Annotated in this window: 15 protein-coding genes; 10 read left to right on the forward strand and 5 right to left on the reverse strand. The window is 67.6% G+C overall.

All coding sequences use genetic code 11. From position 1 onward, the window contains the following. Positions 1-255 precede the first annotated feature (255 nt). Positions 256-1,206 carry a hypothetical protein gene (locus BQ8008_RS00215; RefSeq protein WP_108832306.1) on the forward strand — a complete coding sequence of 317 codons (951 nt, stop codon included), beginning with the start codon at positions 256-258 and terminating at the stop codon, positions 1,204-1,206. A gap of 98 nt (positions 1,207-1,304) precedes the next feature. On the opposite strand, the gene BQ8008_RS00220 is transcribed toward BQ8008_RS00215, so the two are convergent. From BQ8008_RS00220 to trhA, 4 genes are all read right to left on the reverse strand, one after another. Further along, on the reverse strand, positions 1,305-2,036 hold the full coding sequence (locus BQ8008_RS00220) for a hypothetical protein (protein WP_108832307.1): 732 nt from the start codon (positions 2,034-2,036) through the stop codon (positions 1,305-1,307). A gap of 238 nt (positions 2,037-2,274) precedes the next feature. Next, complete coding sequence (gene msrA, locus BQ8008_RS00225) at positions 2,275-2,991, reverse strand: peptide-methionine (S)-S-oxide reductase MsrA (RefSeq protein WP_108832308.1); 717 nt, start codon at positions 2,989-2,991, stop codon at positions 2,275-2,277. 155 nt (positions 2,992-3,146) lie between these two features. Further along, positions 3,147-3,632 (reverse strand): GreA/GreB family elongation factor, encoded by a 486-nt coding sequence (locus BQ8008_RS00230; protein WP_108832309.1) that lies wholly within the window; start codon positions 3,630-3,632, stop codon positions 3,147-3,149. 302 nt (positions 3,633-3,934) lie between these two features. After that, on the reverse strand, positions 3,935-4,645 hold the full coding sequence (trhA, locus tag BQ8008_RS00235; RefSeq protein WP_108832310.1) for a PAQR family membrane homeostasis protein TrhA: 711 nt from the start codon (positions 4,643-4,645) through the stop codon (positions 3,935-3,937). A 421-nt stretch (positions 4,646-5,066) separates the two neighbouring features. Between trhA and BQ8008_RS00240 the strand changes: the two genes are divergently transcribed. Together BQ8008_RS00240 and BQ8008_RS00245 are read left to right on the forward strand one after the other, a co-directional pair. Further along, complete coding sequence (locus tag BQ8008_RS00240; RefSeq protein WP_108832311.1) at positions 5,067-5,873, forward strand: isoprenyl transferase; 807 nt, start codon at positions 5,067-5,069, stop codon at positions 5,871-5,873. Between the two features lie 107 nt (positions 5,874-5,980). Beyond that, a complete protein-coding gene (locus BQ8008_RS00245) occupies positions 5,981-6,913 on the forward strand; it encodes an EamA family transporter (RefSeq protein WP_108832312.1) in 933 nt (310 codons plus the stop codon). Between the two features lie 8 nt (positions 6,914-6,921). Here the strand turns inward: BQ8008_RS00245 and BQ8008_RS00250 are convergent, their stop codons facing one another. Next, positions 6,922-7,635, reverse strand: a complete 714-nt coding sequence (locus BQ8008_RS00250) for a FadR/GntR family transcriptional regulator (RefSeq protein WP_108832313.1) — start codon at positions 7,633-7,635, stop codon at positions 6,922-6,924. A gap of 126 nt (positions 7,636-7,761) precedes the next feature. On the opposite strand from BQ8008_RS00250, the gene BQ8008_RS00255 reads away from it, so the two are divergent. The 7 genes from BQ8008_RS00255 to BQ8008_RS00290 all read left to right on the forward strand — a co-directional run bounded on the left by BQ8008_RS00255 (position 7,762) and on the right by BQ8008_RS00290 (position 16,137). Next, on the forward strand, positions 7,762-8,289 hold the full coding sequence (locus tag BQ8008_RS00255; protein ID WP_108832314.1) for a gluconokinase: 528 nt from the start codon (positions 7,762-7,764) through the stop codon (positions 8,287-8,289). Between the two features lie 113 nt (positions 8,290-8,402). Then, entirely contained in the window at positions 8,403-9,815 is a 1,413-nt protein-coding gene (locus tag BQ8008_RS00260) for a GntP family permease (RefSeq protein WP_108832315.1), read from the forward strand. A gap of 232 nt (positions 9,816-10,047) precedes the next feature. After that, entirely contained in the window at positions 10,048-11,601 is a 1,554-nt protein-coding gene (locus tag BQ8008_RS00265; RefSeq protein ID WP_108832316.1) for a DEAD/DEAH box helicase, read from the forward strand. A 185-nt stretch (positions 11,602-11,786) separates the two neighbouring features. Further along, on the forward strand, positions 11,787-12,053 hold the full coding sequence (locus tag BQ8008_RS00270) for a GlsB/YeaQ/YmgE family stress response membrane protein (protein ID WP_108832317.1): 267 nt from the start codon (positions 11,787-11,789) through the stop codon (positions 12,051-12,053). 256 nt (positions 12,054-12,309) lie between these two features. After that, entirely contained in the window at positions 12,310-13,170 is an 861-nt protein-coding gene (locus tag BQ8008_RS00275) for a hypothetical protein (protein WP_108832318.1), read from the forward strand. 123 nt (positions 13,171-13,293) lie between these two features. After that, the gene (locus tag BQ8008_RS00280) at positions 13,294-14,679 is read left to right on the forward strand and encodes a DUF4041 domain-containing protein (protein ID WP_234415145.1); all 1,386 of its coding nucleotides are present in this window, start codon (positions 13,294-13,296) and stop codon (positions 14,677-14,679) included. A gap of 732 nt (positions 14,680-15,411) precedes the next feature. After that, positions 15,412-16,137, forward strand: a complete 726-nt coding sequence (locus tag BQ8008_RS00290; RefSeq protein ID WP_108832320.1) for a helix-turn-helix domain-containing protein — start codon at positions 15,412-15,414, stop codon at positions 16,135-16,137. The last annotated feature ends 78 nt before the right edge of the window (positions 16,138-16,215 follow it).

A 16,215-nucleotide genomic window follows, 5' to 3' on the forward strand; every position in this document is an offset into this window, starting at 1 on the left:
CCGACACCCAGATCCAAGACATCCAGGACCGCCTCAACCGCCGACCCCGCATCGTCTTGAACGGACAGACCCCAACTGAGAAACTCAACGACATCATCAACGGTGCAAACACCACCTGACTCCACCGTCATCTGTGAAGATTTGGTCGAAGTGGTCCGTGGTGCAGGTGTCCACATCGGTGCCGTCGGCCTCCTGTTTCCACAGGAGGGCAAGCGCGCCAGATGAGTGCCGGGGCGCTGCGGGCAGCATAGGTGCATGACCACCTCGATCTCCTCCCCGCCCTTGCCCGACGGCGGGGCCCTGCACCCGCTCCTGTGGAACGAGACCGGCCTCGACGGCGCCGCGTGCGCGCGTCCGGACCTCAGCCACGACTGGCTGCGAGTCGCCGCAGGAGTCTACGCGCCCCGCTCGGCCTGGCAGGAGGCTCCGTGGATGGAGCGCTACGAGCTGCTGCTCGAGGCGGCGCACCGGAAGTACGGCGATGACCTGGTGCTGGCGGGCGCCTCCGCCGTTGCCGCCTACGGGCTGCCGCTGGTGGGGACGGTCCTGCGCAGGGTGGAGGTCGTGGATGGGCGTCCAGGGCGGGTGCGGACCTCCTTGCTGTGGCGCCACGTCCGGCGCCGCGGCACAGAGGTCGTCAGGGTGGGCAGGCATCTTGCCGTGGCGCTGCCGGACTCACTCATTGACCTGGCTCGGTGGAGCAGCCTCATGGCGGGAGTCGTTGCCATGGATGCGGCCCTGCACACCGGGCTGTGCTCCGTGGAAGCCATGGAGGAGGCGCTGGAGCGTCTGCCTGCTACGGCACGTGGTGGCCCCCGCGCTCGGCAGGCCGTGCGCCTGGCCGACGGCCGATCCGAGTCACCGGGCGAGTCCATGTCCCGTGTCCGCATGTGGGAGCACCGTCTTCCCAAGCCGGAGCTGCAGGTGAGTGTGCGGGTCGGGCAGGAACTCTACATCCTGGACTATTACTGGCCGGACCATGAGGTGGCCGGGGAGTTCGACGGCCGCGTCAAGTACCGGTCGGCCTCCTTCGGGCAGGACCCGGAGGACGTCGTGTGGCGTGAGAAGCTCCGGGAGGACGCGCTGCGGGGCTCGGGCCTGACGGTGGCCCGCTGGACGTGGGCGCAGGCCTGGGGTGATGCCGGTGCTCAGATGCTGCGGCGACTGGCCGCCGCCGGAGTCAGCCCCACTGGCCGACGCTGGTGAGCCCCTAACTTCAACAAAAACTTCAGAAACGACGCGGCTCCGGGTCGTTTCTGAAGTTTTTGTTGGTGAGTGAGCCGGCGGTGGCTGTGCGGCTCGCGCTAGGCGGCTGAGCCGGCCCGGTACTCGCTGCGGTACTCACTGGTCTTGGTGTGGATGAGACGGGGGATCGAGATGGTCTTGTCGAACAGGCCATCGCGGTAGCCGGTCTGGAGCCCGAACAGCACCATGAGGCGCAGCGCCACAGGGTTGGTCGTCGGAGCCATGCGCCGCAGCGTCGAGTCAGGCATCCTGCGCAGGACGCTGACGATCTTGCCGGCGTCGCGCCAGGTGGCCCGCACCGGGGGCACGTTGAGGCGGTCGAGGGCCTCGACCTCGCGCAGGAAGAAGTCGGCGCCCTCCCGCTCGGCCGCGCGCCACCAGCCGGCGCGGTAGGTGGCCTCGAGCTGCTCGACGGCGTCGCACAGGGCGTCGTAGTCCACGCCGACGACCTCCATGCGCAGCTCCTCGGCCCGGATCCGCTCCAGGGTGGCGTGCGCCAGCGGCAGGATGGCCCGGGCGACGTCGTCGACGGCGTTGTTGCGGGTGAGACGGTCGGCCTCCGGCAGGGGCTTGCCATCACGGGGCAGGCGCGCGTCGACCTCCTCCAAGTGGGCGATGGAGGTGCGCAGGTCGCTGGTGAGGCGGGCCGTGGAGCGCGGGACCCCCAGGGCGATGAGCAGCTCGGTCGCGGCACGCCACTGGAAGTCCGAGTCCTCGGCCCAGTGGGTCTCCGACCCTGTCTGGTCCGGCATCTGATCCGCTGACGGTGTGCTGGTCTGCTGGGTGCTCATCGGGGTTGAGCCTCCTGTGGGTGCGCAGGGAAACAGGTCAGGCGGCCGCGGGCACTCAAGGCTGGGAGTGCGGGCGGGCGGCCGATGGCGAGCATCTCAAGGAAATGTGTGAAAACCCTGGTGATTCAGCCTTCAAAGGCTGGGGCGGATAAGCAGGGCGCACTGATGGGCGAGGGATCATGAATGCCGTTGGCGGTGCGTCGTCGCCAAGCAGCCGACGACGGCTGCGGCAGTCGCCTCAAGATGGTGTGTCGGCGGGGTTGAGGACGTCGGTCTGGGCGGGCAGGTCCGTGATGCCGACCGGGCAGGTGACTCCGTTGGGGCCGTGGTTGCAGTAGCCGTTCGGGTTCTTGTGCAGGTAGGCCTGGTGGTAGTCCTCGGCCAGGTAGTAGGGGCCGCCGAACTCGGCCGGCGCGTCCGCGGCGTCCTCGATGGTGGTCACGCAGGTGCCCAGGCCCAGACGGGTCAGCTCGCCCTGGAAGGCCTCGCGGATCCGCGCGGCCGCCTCGTGCTGGGTGGGCGTCGTCGTCCACACCGCCGAGCGGTACTGGGTGCCGACGTCGTTGCCGTGGCGGTTGAGGTGCGTGGAGTCGTGGTTCTCCCAGAAGGTCCGCAGCAGGGTCTCCCCGCCCTCGCCGCACACGGTTGGGTCGTAGACGACGCGCACCGTCTCGGCGTGACCGGTGGTCCCGGTGCACACCTCCTGGTACGTGGGGTTGGGCGTCTGGCCGCCCATGTAGCCGACCGACGTCGAGACGACGCCGTCCTGGCGCCACAGGATCCGCTCCACGCCCCAGAAGCAGCCGCCCGCCAGGTAGATGACCCGACTGCCCTCGGGCCAGGGGCCGTCCAGGGGCGTCCCCAGCACCGGGTGGTCTCCGGGGGCGGGCAGGACCGGCGTCTCGCGGCCGGCCGGTGCCGATCCGCTGAGTGAGTGACGAAGGGCGTTGAACATGAGGACACGGTACTGCGCGAGTCCCCTCTTCCCGCCCGCGCTTCACTGACCGCGAGGAAACGAAGGAGTGATGCGTCGAGCCGGGCATTTCTCGCGGCCCCCAACAGAAATTCTGTGGGGCTACGCGAGAAATGCCCGGCTCGACGGAAAGAAAATCAGACCCGCTCGACCTTGACGATCTCGGCCTTGATCTCCCGGCCGGTGGGGGCCTCGTAGGAGACGGTGTCGCCCGCGCGGTGCCCCATGAGGGCCTGGCCCAGCGGGGCGTCGGGGGAGAAGACCTTGACGCCGTCGGGCACGTCCTCGGTGATCTCCTGGCCGCCCAGGGCGAAGACCTGCTCCTTGCCGGCCACCTTCGCGGTGACGATCGTGCCGGCTGAGACTGAGCCGTCGTTGGCCGCCTCGCCGATCTGGGCGTTCTCCAGGGTCTCCTCGAGCTGGATGATGCGCGCCTCGTTGAGCCCCGCCTCCTCGCGGGCCGCGTGATAGCCGGCGTTCTCTCTCAGGTCACCCTCCTGACGGGCCGCCTCCACTCGCTGGGCGATCTCCTTGCGCTCGGTCGTCTTGCGGTGCTCGAGCTCGGCGGACAGGCGGTCGTAGGCCTCCTGTGTGAGCCAGGTGCCCTGTGACTGCTCGGACATGGGTCCTCCTTGGATGACTGGTGCTGGTCGCCCGGCGGCCTGCGGGGCCACCTTGCGACGACGACACCCGGCGGCTCCTCACGGGGCCAACCGGGTTTGAAGCGCGATTCTACGCCGTGGCCTGAGAGAACGCTGAATAGTTGAAGAGGGGTGATGAAATGTTGAGGGCCCGTGATCGCGGCCCGAGGTGGATGAAACGGCGCTGACCTGCTCGATCGGCGTCGTACGCTGTTATCAGGAAAACTGGTAGGAAAAATAGTCTGCACGACGGCGTGTCGGCGTGCCGCGACCTGACGACCCACCTACCTCAGGACCGCCAGGAAGCAGGCCACGCAGTGGCAGGCCCACGCGGCCACGGTGCACACGTGGAAGATCTCGTGGAAGCCGAACCATCGCGGCGAGGGGTCGGGCGTCTTGCGGGCGTAGACGACGGCGCCCAGCGTGTAGGTCACGCCGCCGGCCACCAGCAGCCAGACGATCGCGGGGCCGCCCGCCGTCCAGAATTGCGGCAGGAACCAGACCGCCACCCAGCCCAGGATGATGTAGAGGGCGGTGGTGAACCAGCGCGGTGCGTTCATCCACAACAGGTTCGTGGCCGTACCGATCGCGGCGCCGGCCCACACGATGCCCAGGACCAGGGCCGCTGTGCGCGTCGGCAGCAGGGCCACCGACAGGGGCGTGTAGGTGCCGGCGATGAGCAGGTAGATGTTCGCGTGGTCGATCCGTCGCAGCGTGGCCGCGACCCTCTCGGGCCAGCGGCCCGTGCCGATGTGGTAGGCGCCGGAGTTCGCGAACAGCAGCAGCGAGCACGTCAGGTAGATGGCGCAGGCCCACGTCAGGCCCACCGTCGGGGCCAGGACGGTCAGCACGATGCAGGCGGCCAGGGCCAGCGGGGCCGTCCCGGCGTGGATCCACCCGCGCAGCCTGGGCTTGACGGCGTCGATGACGCTCTTGGTGCCCGTGGACGCGCTGCGGCGCGGAGCCGGCGGTGTCGGTGACGATGTCGGTGACATGGCGTGAGCGTCCTTCTGGGGTGCGCGAGCCGGGCTGGGACCGGCTCATACCTTACGGGTGCGTAGGTTACGTCAACGTAGGTTATGTGGTGCGGGTATGTCGAGAGGGTGTGACGTGGGCTGCATCCGGCCTGTCCGTACTGCACCGGCGGCGTTCCACTGTGCCCAGCTGGCTCGGGAGCCGTGCCGGCCGCGTCGCTCCACGGACCGCCCCGTGGGCGGAGGCCTTCGGGGCGGCCGAATATTCATAGGTGTCTCCGTTGTGCCTCGGCAACCCTGGGTGAACCTGATAGCCGGATTTGGCCCGGCTGTTACTGACTCGCTCAGCGCAGGTCCGATGGTGCGCGATACCGTTGGATACGGCCCCGCGCCGTCGGGTCCCCGTCCCCACAAGTCCACCGAGGAATCCCGAGGAAACGGCATGGCAGGCAACAACCTCCTCTACGACATCTACGAGCGCCGGCTGGCGGCGCGCATCAACCCGGCCACGGTGCCGCACCACGTGGGGGTCATCCTCGACGGCAACCGGCGCTGGGCCAAGTCCATGGGGTTCGGGGCGGCTCAGGGGCACAAGCGCGGGGCGGACAAGATCGAGGAGTTCCTCGGCTGGGCCGAGCAGATGGGGGTCGAGGTCGTCACTCTGTGGCTGCTGAGCACCGACAACCTCTCCCGAGACCCCGCCGAGCTCTCGCCGCTGCTGGACATCATCGCCCACGCCGTCGACGAGCTCGCCGAGACCGGCCGCTGGAGCCTGCGGCTCGTCGGCGCCGTCGACCTCCTGCCCGAGCCGCTGGCCGAGCGCCTGCGCGCCGCCGTCGCGAAGTCCAGGCCCGAGGTCGCCGAGGCGGGCGAGGGCGTTGGGAAGGCCTCGGGGGAGGGCCGGCGCATGCAGGTGAACATCGCCGTCGGCTACGGGGGCCGCCAGGAGATCGCCGACGCCGTGCGCGAGCTCCTGCGCGAGCGGGCCGCCGCCGGGGCGAGCCTGGAGGATGTCGCCGCCTCGCTCAGTGAGGAGGACATCACCGACCACCTCTACACCAAGGGGCAGCCCGACCCCGACCTGGTCATCCGCACCTCGGGCGAGCAACGGCTCTCCGGATTCCTCCTGTGGCAGTCGGTGCACTCCGAGTACTACTTCTGCGAGGTCAACTGGCCGGCCTTCCGGCGCGTGGACTTCCTGCGCGCGCTGCGCGACTTCGCCAGTCGGGAGCGCCGCCTGGGCAGGTAGCCGGGCCGGCCGCCGTCCGCGCCGTCCGCGCCGGGTGCGCCGCGGCGGAACCGTGGAGGGGCGGCGCGTGAGGGAGCCGCAGCAGGGCGGGTGACAATACGGGAGTGATGAGCGGTGATTCCCGCGCGCCCCGCGACCTGAGCAACAGTGCAGGCGTGAGTGGCGCGGGCAGCGCGGTGGTGGGAAGGGTCCCGGCGCCGCTGGTCTTCGTCGTCTCCGCCTTCTCCCAGTACCTCGGTGCGGGCCTGGCCGTCTCCCTGTTCTCGCTCATGCCCTCGACGACGGTGGCCTGGTGGCGCCTGGTGGTGGGCGCCGCCGTGCTCATGGCTCTCCGACGTCCCTGGCGCCGGAGCTGGACGCGCAAGGCGCTGGCGCTGGCCGCCGCCTTCGGGACGGCCACGGCCACCATGAACGTCATCTTCTATGCGGCGATCTCACTGCTTCCGCTGGGGACGGTCGTCTCCCTGGAGTTCCTCGGGCCGGTCGCCGTCGCCGCCATCACGGGGCGCGGGTGGCGGCCGCGCTGCGCCGCGGTGCTGGCGCTCCTGGGAGTCGTGTCCATCTCCGGGCTCGGCGTTGACCTGGGTGAGCCGGGCCAGAGGACGGGGGTCGTGCTTGCGCTGGCGGCCGGTGCGGCCTGGGCCGGCTACATCCTTCTGGGGCGACGTGTGGCCTCGGCCGGGGCCGGGATCGACTCGCTCGCCGTGGGCATGGTGTTCGGCGCGCTCGTCTACGGTCCCTTCGCCGTCGGCACGGCTGCCGATGCCCTGACCTCGGTAAGGTCGACGGCGATGGCGCTGGGAGTCGGGCTGCTGTCGACCGCGGTGCCCTACGGGCTCGATCAAGTGGTGCTCAAACGGCTCGGGACGGACACCTTCGCGCTCCTGTCCTCGCTCATGCCGGCGACGTCGATGCTGGTGGGAGTGGCGGTGCTGGGCCAGCTGCCCAGCGCTTGGGAGGTCACCGGGCTCGTGCTGGTGTCGGTGGCCGTGGCCCTGGCCAGCGCGGACGGCCGCGCGCCGCGCCCGGCGCGCCACTGAGGAGGACGTCAAGCCTCGAGGAAGCCGCGCAGGCCGCGCTCGAGCAGGGCGCTGCGCACCTCGGCGACGAGGTCGCGCATGGAGGACTCCGCCGTCGTGGCGTCGCCGGCCGCAATAGCGCTGGCAACCCGCTCGTGGAGCTCGAGCGCCTCGGGCTGGGGGGTCTGTACCCGGCCGGTCAGCCTGGCCCGCCCGGAGAGCACCTCGGCAACGACGCCGGTCAGCGCCTTGAAAGCGTCGTTGTGGCTGGCCTCCAGGATGAGGCTGTGGAAGGCGATGTCGTCGTCGAGGTAGGAGGCGACGTTGCCGGTGGCTCCCTGAGATCGGATTGCGGCCGCCAGCGTCAACAGCCCGGAGCGCTGGTCCTCGGTGGCTCGGCGGGCGGCCGCTGCGGCGGCGACCGGCTCGATGGCGGTGCGCAGCTCGGTCAGGGCGCCGAGCTTGGGGCCGTACGGGTCGGCCTCGAGCTGCCAGCGCACGAGCTCGGGCGCAAGGGCCGACCAGTGCTCGCGCGGCTGAACCACGATGCCCACCCGACGTCGCGAGGCGACGACGCCGATGGACTCCAGGGTGTGAACGCAGTCGCGGGCCAGCGTCCGGGAGACGCCGTAACGGGACTGAATGGCCTCCAGCGTCAGGCCGTGGCCCGGTGCCATCTCCCCGGTCACGATGGCGTGCCCGAGGGAGTCGAGGACGTCGCGACGTCGATCAGTGGTGGGCATAGGTGGACTTCCGGACGGGCGGTGCGAGATGTCTGCTGGAGATGCTATCTGACCCTTTTAAAAGTACTACGTTTGAGGTAGATTTGTCGTATTAGTTCGCGACAATGGCGTCATCAAGGAGCAGACATGAGCCGATCCGTCGAGCATCTCGTCCTCATGGGGGTCTCCGGCTGCGGCAAGACCACGGCCGCACTCAACCTCCACAACGCACTGGGCTGGCCCGTCGCCGAGGCCGACGACTTCCATCCTGAGGCCAATATCGACAAGATGAGCCGCGGCATCGCCCTGACCGACGAGGACCGCTGGCCCTGGTTGGAGTCCATGCGCGACTGGATGAGTGATCGCGCCGCCGACGGTGTCAGGACGATCGTCACCTGCTCCGCGCTCAAGCGCTCCTACCGCGACCTGCTCTCCGGCGCGCGGGGCCGGGTCTTCTTCATCCACCTGCTCGCCCAACCCGAGGAACTCCAGGAGCGCATGGCCCACCGTGAGGGGCACTTCATGCCCCCGAGCCTGCTGCCGTCCCAGTTCGCCGCCCTCGAGCCCCTGTCCGATGACGAGGACGGCGTCACCGTGGTCTCGCGGGCGACGCCGGAGGAGACCTTCGAGGCGATCCTGGCCGCGCTCGAGCACGCCTCGGTCGACGCCGGCTGACGGTCGGGCCTCGCTGGCGGACATCACTGGCCGCCGGCTACTCAGCGCGCCGAGCCCGGCACGCACGACCAACCAGCACCCCGCCCCACCTGCTGAAGACAACGGAGACGACAATGATGTTCACTCTTCCAGCGCTCCAGGGCGCGCTACCGGCCACCAACGCCGTGAGCCACACGGACAGTCATACGCAGCTCATCGTGGCCGCCCTGCTCGGCATCGCCACGATCATCGTGCTCATCGTCTGGCGCAAGATGCATCCCTTCCTTGCGCTGACGCTGGGCTCGGCGGTCCTGGCCGTCGTCGCCGGCATCCCGCTGACCGACACCTTCACCGCCTTCACCAAGGGAATGGGCACCACGATCGGTGACGTGGGCACCCTCATCGCCTTCGGGGCGATCGTCGGTCGTCTCCTCATCGACTCCGGCGGGGCGGACCAGATCGTCGACACCGTCCTGGCCCGCACGCCCGGTCCCCGCCTGCCCTGGGCGATGGCGCTTATCGCCTTCGTCGTCGGCATCCCGCTGTTCTTCGAGGTCGGCATCGTCCTGCTCATCCCCGTGGTCATGATCGTCGCCCGGCGGGCTCATCAGCCGCTCATTCTTCTGGGTGTGCCCGCCCTGGCCGGCCTGTCCGCGCTCCACGGCCTCGTGCCGCCGCACCCCGGGCCGCTCATCGCCATCAATGCTGTCAAGGCCGACTTAGGGCTCACCCTCGGGCTGGGGCTGCTGGTCGCCGTACCCACGGTCATCATCTCCGGGCCCATCGCGGCCCGCTTCATGGCCAGATGGGTGCCGATTGAGGCGCCCGAGCCACTGGGGGCCTCGGACGAGGAGCACGAGGGGCCGCGTCCCGCCTTCGCAACCTCGATCACGGTGGTCCTGCTGCCCGTGGGACTCATGCTCCTGCGCACCGTCGTCGAGACCCTCGTCCCCAAGACCAGCAGCAACCCGGCAGTCCACGCGGCCCTATTCGTGGGCAAACCGATCGTCGCCCTGCTGATCACGGTCCTGGCGGCCATGTACCTCTTCGGGTTCCGCCTGGGGCTGGGCGCCGACGACGTCAGCGGACGGGTCGGGGCCTCGCTCGGACCCATTGCCGGGATCCTGCTCATCGTGGGGGCCGGGGGAGGGTTCAAGCAGACCCTCGTGGACTCCGGGATCGCCGACATCATCGCCGCCTGGATCCAGCAGGCGGCCGTGCCCGCTCTCCTGGCCGGGTGGCTCGTCGCCGTCGCCGTGCGCCTGGCCACCGGATCGGCGACCGTCGCCACCATCACCGCAGCCGGCATCATGGCGCCGCTGGCCGCTCACATGCCGCAGACCGAGGTCGCTCTTCTCGTCCTGGCGATCGGCGCCGGATCGGTCTTCCTCTCCCACGTCAACGACGCCGGCTTCTGGCTGGTCAAGGAGTACTTCGGGATGACCGTGGGACAGACCTTCAAGACCTGGTCGCTGATGGAGACGATCCTGTCCGTGGTCGCCATGGCGACGGTCAGCCTCCTCGCGCTCGCCCTGGGAGTTCTCTGACCGGCCGCCGAGGCATGTGAGCGGCGTCCTTGGGGTGCGGCGGAAACTCGGGCAGGATGGGTCTCTGGTCCGGGAGCCGCCCGGCCTGGCTGGTGCCCCGGTCTCGGCGCGCGTCGCATGAGTCGACGCCCTGCGCCGTCGAGCCGCGAACGCCGGCACCTCACGCACCGACGCGCACGCTGCCGGCGATCTGCGCGGCGGCGTGCTCCCGGTCCCAACCGACAGGACCCTCGTGGCCGCACACCGCACCTCCTCCTCCCACCGCTTCGCCTCCGGAAGGACCCCGGCCGCCGGGGAGGCCACCTTCGCCTCCCTCGGCGTGGACTCCGACCTTGCCGCCGACCTCGACGCCCGCGGCTTCACCGCGCCCTTCCCCATCCAGGCCACCACCCTGCCCGACACCCTCGCCGGGCGTGATGTGCTCGGCCGCGGCCGCACCGGCTCGGGAAAGACCCTCGCCTTCAGCCTCCCGCTGGTCCAGCGCCTGGCGCAGCAGGACAAGGCCCGCCCCGGCCACCCCATCGGCCTGGTCCTGGCCCCCACTCGCGAGCTCGCACTCCAGATCGCCGAGGTCATCGAGCCCCTGGCCCGCGTCGTCGACATGGATGTGGCCACCATCTTCGGCGGTGTCTCCGCCAAGCCCCAGGAGAAGGCGCTCAAGGCGGGGGTCGACGTCGTCGTCGCCTGCCCCGGCCGGCTCCTGGACCTCATGGGCCAGGGGCTCGTCAGCCTCGACGAGGTTGAGATCACCGTCCTGGACGAGGCCGACCACATGGCCGACCTCGGCTTCCTTCCCAACGTCCGCCGCATCCTGCGCGCCACCCCGCAGCGCGGCCAGCGCCTGCTGTTCTCCGCCACCCTGGACAACGGCGTGGATGCGCTGGTGAGGGAGTTCCTCCACGACCCGCTCCACCACTCCGTGGATCCCTCGACCTCGCCCGTGGACGCCATGACCCACCGCGTCTGGATGGTGGCGGACAAGACCGCCAAGGACGGCGTCGTGCGTCGGCTGGCCTCCGGGGAGGGGCAGCGCATCCTGTTCACCCGCACCAAGCACCTCGCCCGGCGCCTGGCCCGCAAGCTCGTCCAGGCAGGCATCCCCGCCGTCGAGCTCCAGGGCAACATGAGCCAGAACGCTCGCGAACGCGCCATGAAGGCCTTCTCCACCGGGCAGGTCCACGTCATGGTCGCCACTGACATCGCCGCCCGCGGCATCGACGTCTCAGGCGTCGAGCTCGTCGTCCACGTCGACCCGCCCGCCGAGCACAAGGCCTACCTGCACCGCTCCGGGCGCACCGCCCGCGCCGGAGCCACCGGGAGCGTCATCACGCTCGTCCTTCCCGAGCAGGGGCGCGACGTCCAGGTCCTGCTCCGAAAGGCCCGGATCCGTGCGGACATCGAGCGCATCCGGCCAGACGACGACGCCGTGGCCGCCCTCGTGGGGAAGGTCGCCGACGCCGTCGAGCTCGAGGACATGCCCGAGGGCGTGGCCGTCAAGGGCGGTAGCCCCAGCGGGCGAGCCTCCACCGGGCGGCCGGGTCACGGTGAGCCGGGGCGTGACCGGCCCGGCCGTGGCGGTCGTGGCCGTGGGGCCAAACGACGTGGCAGCAGTGGCGGGCGGGGTGCCGGCCACGGCGCCGGTCAGGAAAGTGGCGCCAGGCAGGGCGGCCATGGAGGCCGCGGTGGACACGGCGGGCGCAGAAGTGGCTCCCAACGGGGCGGCGGCTCGCGCTCAGGCCAGTCGCGTCGAGGGCGCGCCTCCGGTGGTCAGGGTCGACAGGGATGAGCTGACGGAGCGGATTGGGAATCAAACCGTGCCGGGACGGGTTCCCGTCACCGAGGGGATGTGGAGGCCGGCTCCCGTCGGCTCCGCAGTCTCACTGGGAGAGAGGGTGTGAGGAGCTCTCACCGTGTCCCGGCGATGATCGCTGGGGTCATCGACATGTCACCCGTCTCTGAAGGAGACCCAATATGTTCAGCATCATAGGATTCGTGTGGACGATCGTCATCGGTGCCGTTGTCGGCTGTCTGGCTCGGCTGCTCCTGAGAGGACAGCAGAACATCTCGCTGTTGTGGACCACTGTGCTGGGAATCGTCGGGGCCTTCATCGGCGACGCCGCGGCCAGGTCTCTCGGCGTTGTCGCGACGTCGGGTATTGACTGGATCCGGTGGGGACTGTCGATCGTTGCGGCCATGATCGCGATCTCCATCTACCTTCGCCTCACGGGGAAGAAGTAGGCGCAGTGCCCCTTCCGCCGGCTGCCGCCCGCGCGGGAGCGGGGTCAGACCCGCTGCACGACCAGGACTCGCGCCCCTCCGGCTGCCTTCGGCGCAGGAGTGAAGTGGCTGCGTGAGCAAGATCGTCTCTGGCTCCTCCGGGCTCCTGGCGCGCGGGAGCGGGGTGGCGGTACTACGGTTGAGTGGCTGACACCGATCGGGAAGGTGGAGGGAGTACGTGGCGGCACACCTTTCGCGACGAGCTTTGACCGGTGCCATGACCGGCCTCATTCTGGCCGGGTGCGCCTCCCAGGGGCCGCAGCATCCGGCCGCGCGTACCAGCCCGCCGCCGCACCTGCGCTCACGAGGGGCGAGCGATGCCCCGAGCCTGCGGCCGGCGTCGGGAGACCTGTCCGCCCCCGTAGCCTTCTCCTACACCGACTCCGACGACGAGACCTCCGACTGCATCTTCTACGCGGCCGGGGATGCGCCGGTCGGGCTGGTCGTCTACCTCGACGGTGACGGGCACCCCTTCCACAACCAGGGCGGCCAGGGCTCGGCCGAACGATCCGGAGGTGGTCTGGCCGGTGACGGGGGAGTAGTCGAGGCGGCGGGCGCTCGCGGGTACGACGTCGTCTCGGTGCGCTCTCCCGGCGACGAGGGGATCTGGTGGGTGGACGACCAGGACGGGAAGGTCCGGTACCTGGAGGAGGCGCTCGACTACGTCGCGGTCGAGTGTGGGGCGAACACGGAGCGGGTCTGGCTCGTGGGTTACTCCGGCGGGTCGGAGTTCATCAGCCAGTGGTTCTTCCCCGCCTACGCCGAGCGCATGGCGGGCGGGGGCTTCATCCTCTTCGGCGGCGGTGACGCGCCTGAAGAGGAGGGGACGGCGGCCTTCTCCGGAGACGCCAAGGAACGGCTCTCGCTGAACTGGGTGACTGGGACGCGCGACGTGCCCGGTAACAGCGTCGACAGATTCGATGGCTTCGGGCACGCCAGGAACAGCCTGAACTACTACCGCGCGGCGGGCTTCCGCCACACCTGGAGCGAGTCGCCCGACGACGACCACGACAGCATCACTGAGCAGTTCGGCCGCTACGTTGGCCGTGTGCTCGACGATGCCGCAAGTGAAAAATAAAAAAACTTACTCAGAGGTTTTTCGACTAGGGTTGCTTAATTGTGATCTCTGTGTTGACGTTGCTGGCAGGGTGAAGTTGTAACATTCATTCTGCCTTACTTTACCTGTCGACAAAGAGGTCTCATGATGTTTGGTGAGAAAAAAAGGAAGATCCAAACTCTCGAACAGCAGTTGAGTGCGGGGGCGCAGCAGTATGATGCCGCGCTCGCGTCAATTGGAGAGCTTCGGGCGCTACTTGATCGGGTCGGAGGTGGGGATCTGGTTACTATGCAGGAAGTTTCTGCGCAAATGAGGCGTGACCAGGTCGAATTGCAGGCCTCTCTGGAGCGGCAGAAATTGGAGTTCTCCCAGCGGGCCGCTTCGGCGGAGGAGAGCCTTCGCGTTCTTGAGCGTGATGCGCGTGCAGTTTCCGGTAAAATCGATGACCGCAAGCGAGAGCTCGCACAACTCGACATGCACCTTTCGGATGCTGTTGTTATGGTCGACAACGGGCTGACAAATTATGTGCATCCTGCCGAGTCTTCTCTAGAGCTTAGTGGTCGCCTCTCGGAGGTGCGTTCTCAGATCAAGGAGATGATTAGGGATAAGGTGGCGATCAGAGCCAGAGAGGGCTTCACGTTCAATAACTCGGCATCGCAAGGGCGTAAGTTCGTTGCTGACATGTCGAAGATGATGTTGCGTGCCTATAATGCTGAAGTTGAGAACTGTGTTCTCACTGTCAAGGCCGGAAATGGTGAGGCGGCTCGCAAACGACTTGAGCGCACCCGTGACCAGGTGGAGCGTCTTGGTTCGCTCATCAACCTGAGGATAGATGGCAGATACCATGCGCTCCGCCTCGAAGAACTCGACCTGTCGCTCAGGTATCAAAACGCTAAAAAGGCTGAAAAAGAGGCGGAGCGGGAGGAGAAGGCGAGACTGCGTGAAGAGCGTAAAGCGCAGCAGGAACTTGCCCAGCGCCGAGCGAAGCTCGACAAGGAGCGTGAGCACTACCAGCACGTGCTCCAGTCTCTCGTGGATCAGGGGCGAACGGATGAGGCTGATGAGATCAGGTCCCAGCTTGAAGGGCTTGATAAGGAGATTGAGAAGGTTGATTTCCGTGCCGCTAATATCCGTGCAGGATATGTGTATGTCATCTCCAATATTGGGGCGTTCGGTGATCGAATGGTTAAGATCGGCATGACGCGTCGGCTTGATCCGATGGATCGTGTTCGAGAACTTGGAGATGCCTCTGTCCCGTTCGGTTTCGACGTCCATGCACTGTTCTTCTCTGATGATGCTGTCACAGTAGAGGCTGATCTGCATCGAAGGTTCGCGGACAAGCGGGTTAATCGTGTCAACACTCGCCGTGAGTTCTTCCATGCGTCGCCTGCTGAGGTTCGCGACGTCCTCGCGGAGGTGGCTGGAAACCTCCTGGAGTTCACTGAAGAGCCGGAGGCGGAGCAGTACCGTCTGAGCCTTCAAATGGCAGAATCGGAGAATAGTGGCGTCATCGTCAGCGGAAGAGATTGAGGGTAGGAGTCGGCTGCTGGCTGCGTCTTTGCGTCCTCGAGTTCTTGCCTCACTCTTCGGTTTTTGAACCTCCGGAGTAGCCTGCGATCCGTAAGGTGTGGTCGTGAGAGCCGGATATGTCGTTGTGGCTGCGTGACCTGTGCTCACATCCGGCTACCTGGGCTGGTGACGATTGAGCTCTGCTCAACACGAGTAGCGTCTTTCTTGGTGCTGGCCAGGGTATCCACTCACGTGGATCGGTGCCATCTGACCTCACCTGATTCCAGCAACCATCACGCAGCCTGGAAGCATGTACCGGTAGGGCAGTGGGAAGCTGCTTTTGGCCTGCTACGGGCGCCCCACTTCCTATGCTCACCGTGGTCCACGGATCTCGCGGGCAGTCCCACCTGAGGTACCGAGCCACCCTTGGCGGGCATCCTTGATGCGACTCGTCGGTCGGTGGGCACTGCTCCGCCATAATGGTGGGGAGTCACCCCGGTGCAACCGGGTGACTCCCATGATAAACAAACAGCTCAGCTGAACCAGCTGCTCTTCGAGCATCGAATGACGTGTAAGGACCTGGCTGACCAGTTCGGTGTCACACGATCTGTTATCAGCCGCAAGCTCCGTGGCTAGGTCAGCTGGACCGCTGAAGAGCTCTCCATCATGACCGCGCTGTTCTGCCGTAAGGTGGATGACTTCGCTCCGATCTGCAGCGGTGGAGAATGAGCGCCGGCTGAGTGGCGTCCAGCCATGAAGAAGGTCTCGGCCCATACCGGGGCCGAGGCCGGTGTGGTACGCCTCCGCGAGATCAATGAGAACAAACTAGAAACATTACTCGCGCTGCGGGCTGATGTGCTGGCTCGTGCGGGGGAGCGGCTGGCCGGCGAGGATGCGTCGCAGGCGTTGGCACAGGCCACACCGTCCACAGCATGCCAGTCATCATGTGACGAGGCACCAACGAAGGGTACCGCCCTGGCTAATCAGACGGTCGAGCCGGTTGAGACCGGAGCTAGACAGCGCCCTACCCCGTCGCCTCACTCTGTGATGGGTGACTCGCTGGAGGTGCCTGCTAGTGGAGACAGTGAACCACCAAGCAGCGATGGCCTTGTGAAACCCGCCCACAGCCCTATCCGCGCAAAGACGGACGCCAACGCTGTTGCACGCACTATCATGCAGCGTCAGCATCACCTTACCGCAGCCGAGCGAGATGAGGTGGCGCAGCTATACAAGGATGGCTTGCCAGTCCGCACGATCTGTGAGCGCTTCGGCATCAGCAAGGATGTGGTCTATGGAATCCGTCGGCGGCGCGGGCTACCACGACGCCGGGCAGGCATGACGGACGAGCAGAAGATGCAGGCGGTAGAGCTGCGCGCACGGGGAGTATCCGCAGCTGCGATCGGCAGGCAGTTTGGCGTCAACGTCAAGACGGTGTTGGCCTACTTGCGTGCAGCAGATAGCGACCAGACTCGCCGGTAAGCTTCATTCCGCCACCCCCTCACCCCTCATCTTCCACATACCGCGCCAGCGCACTCACCAGCCGCCGGGCACTCTCTA

It is taken from the genome of Actinomyces sp. Marseille-P3109, from assembly GCF_900323545.1.
GTDB lineage: Bacteria > Actinomycetota > Actinomycetes > Actinomycetales > Actinomycetaceae > Actinomyces.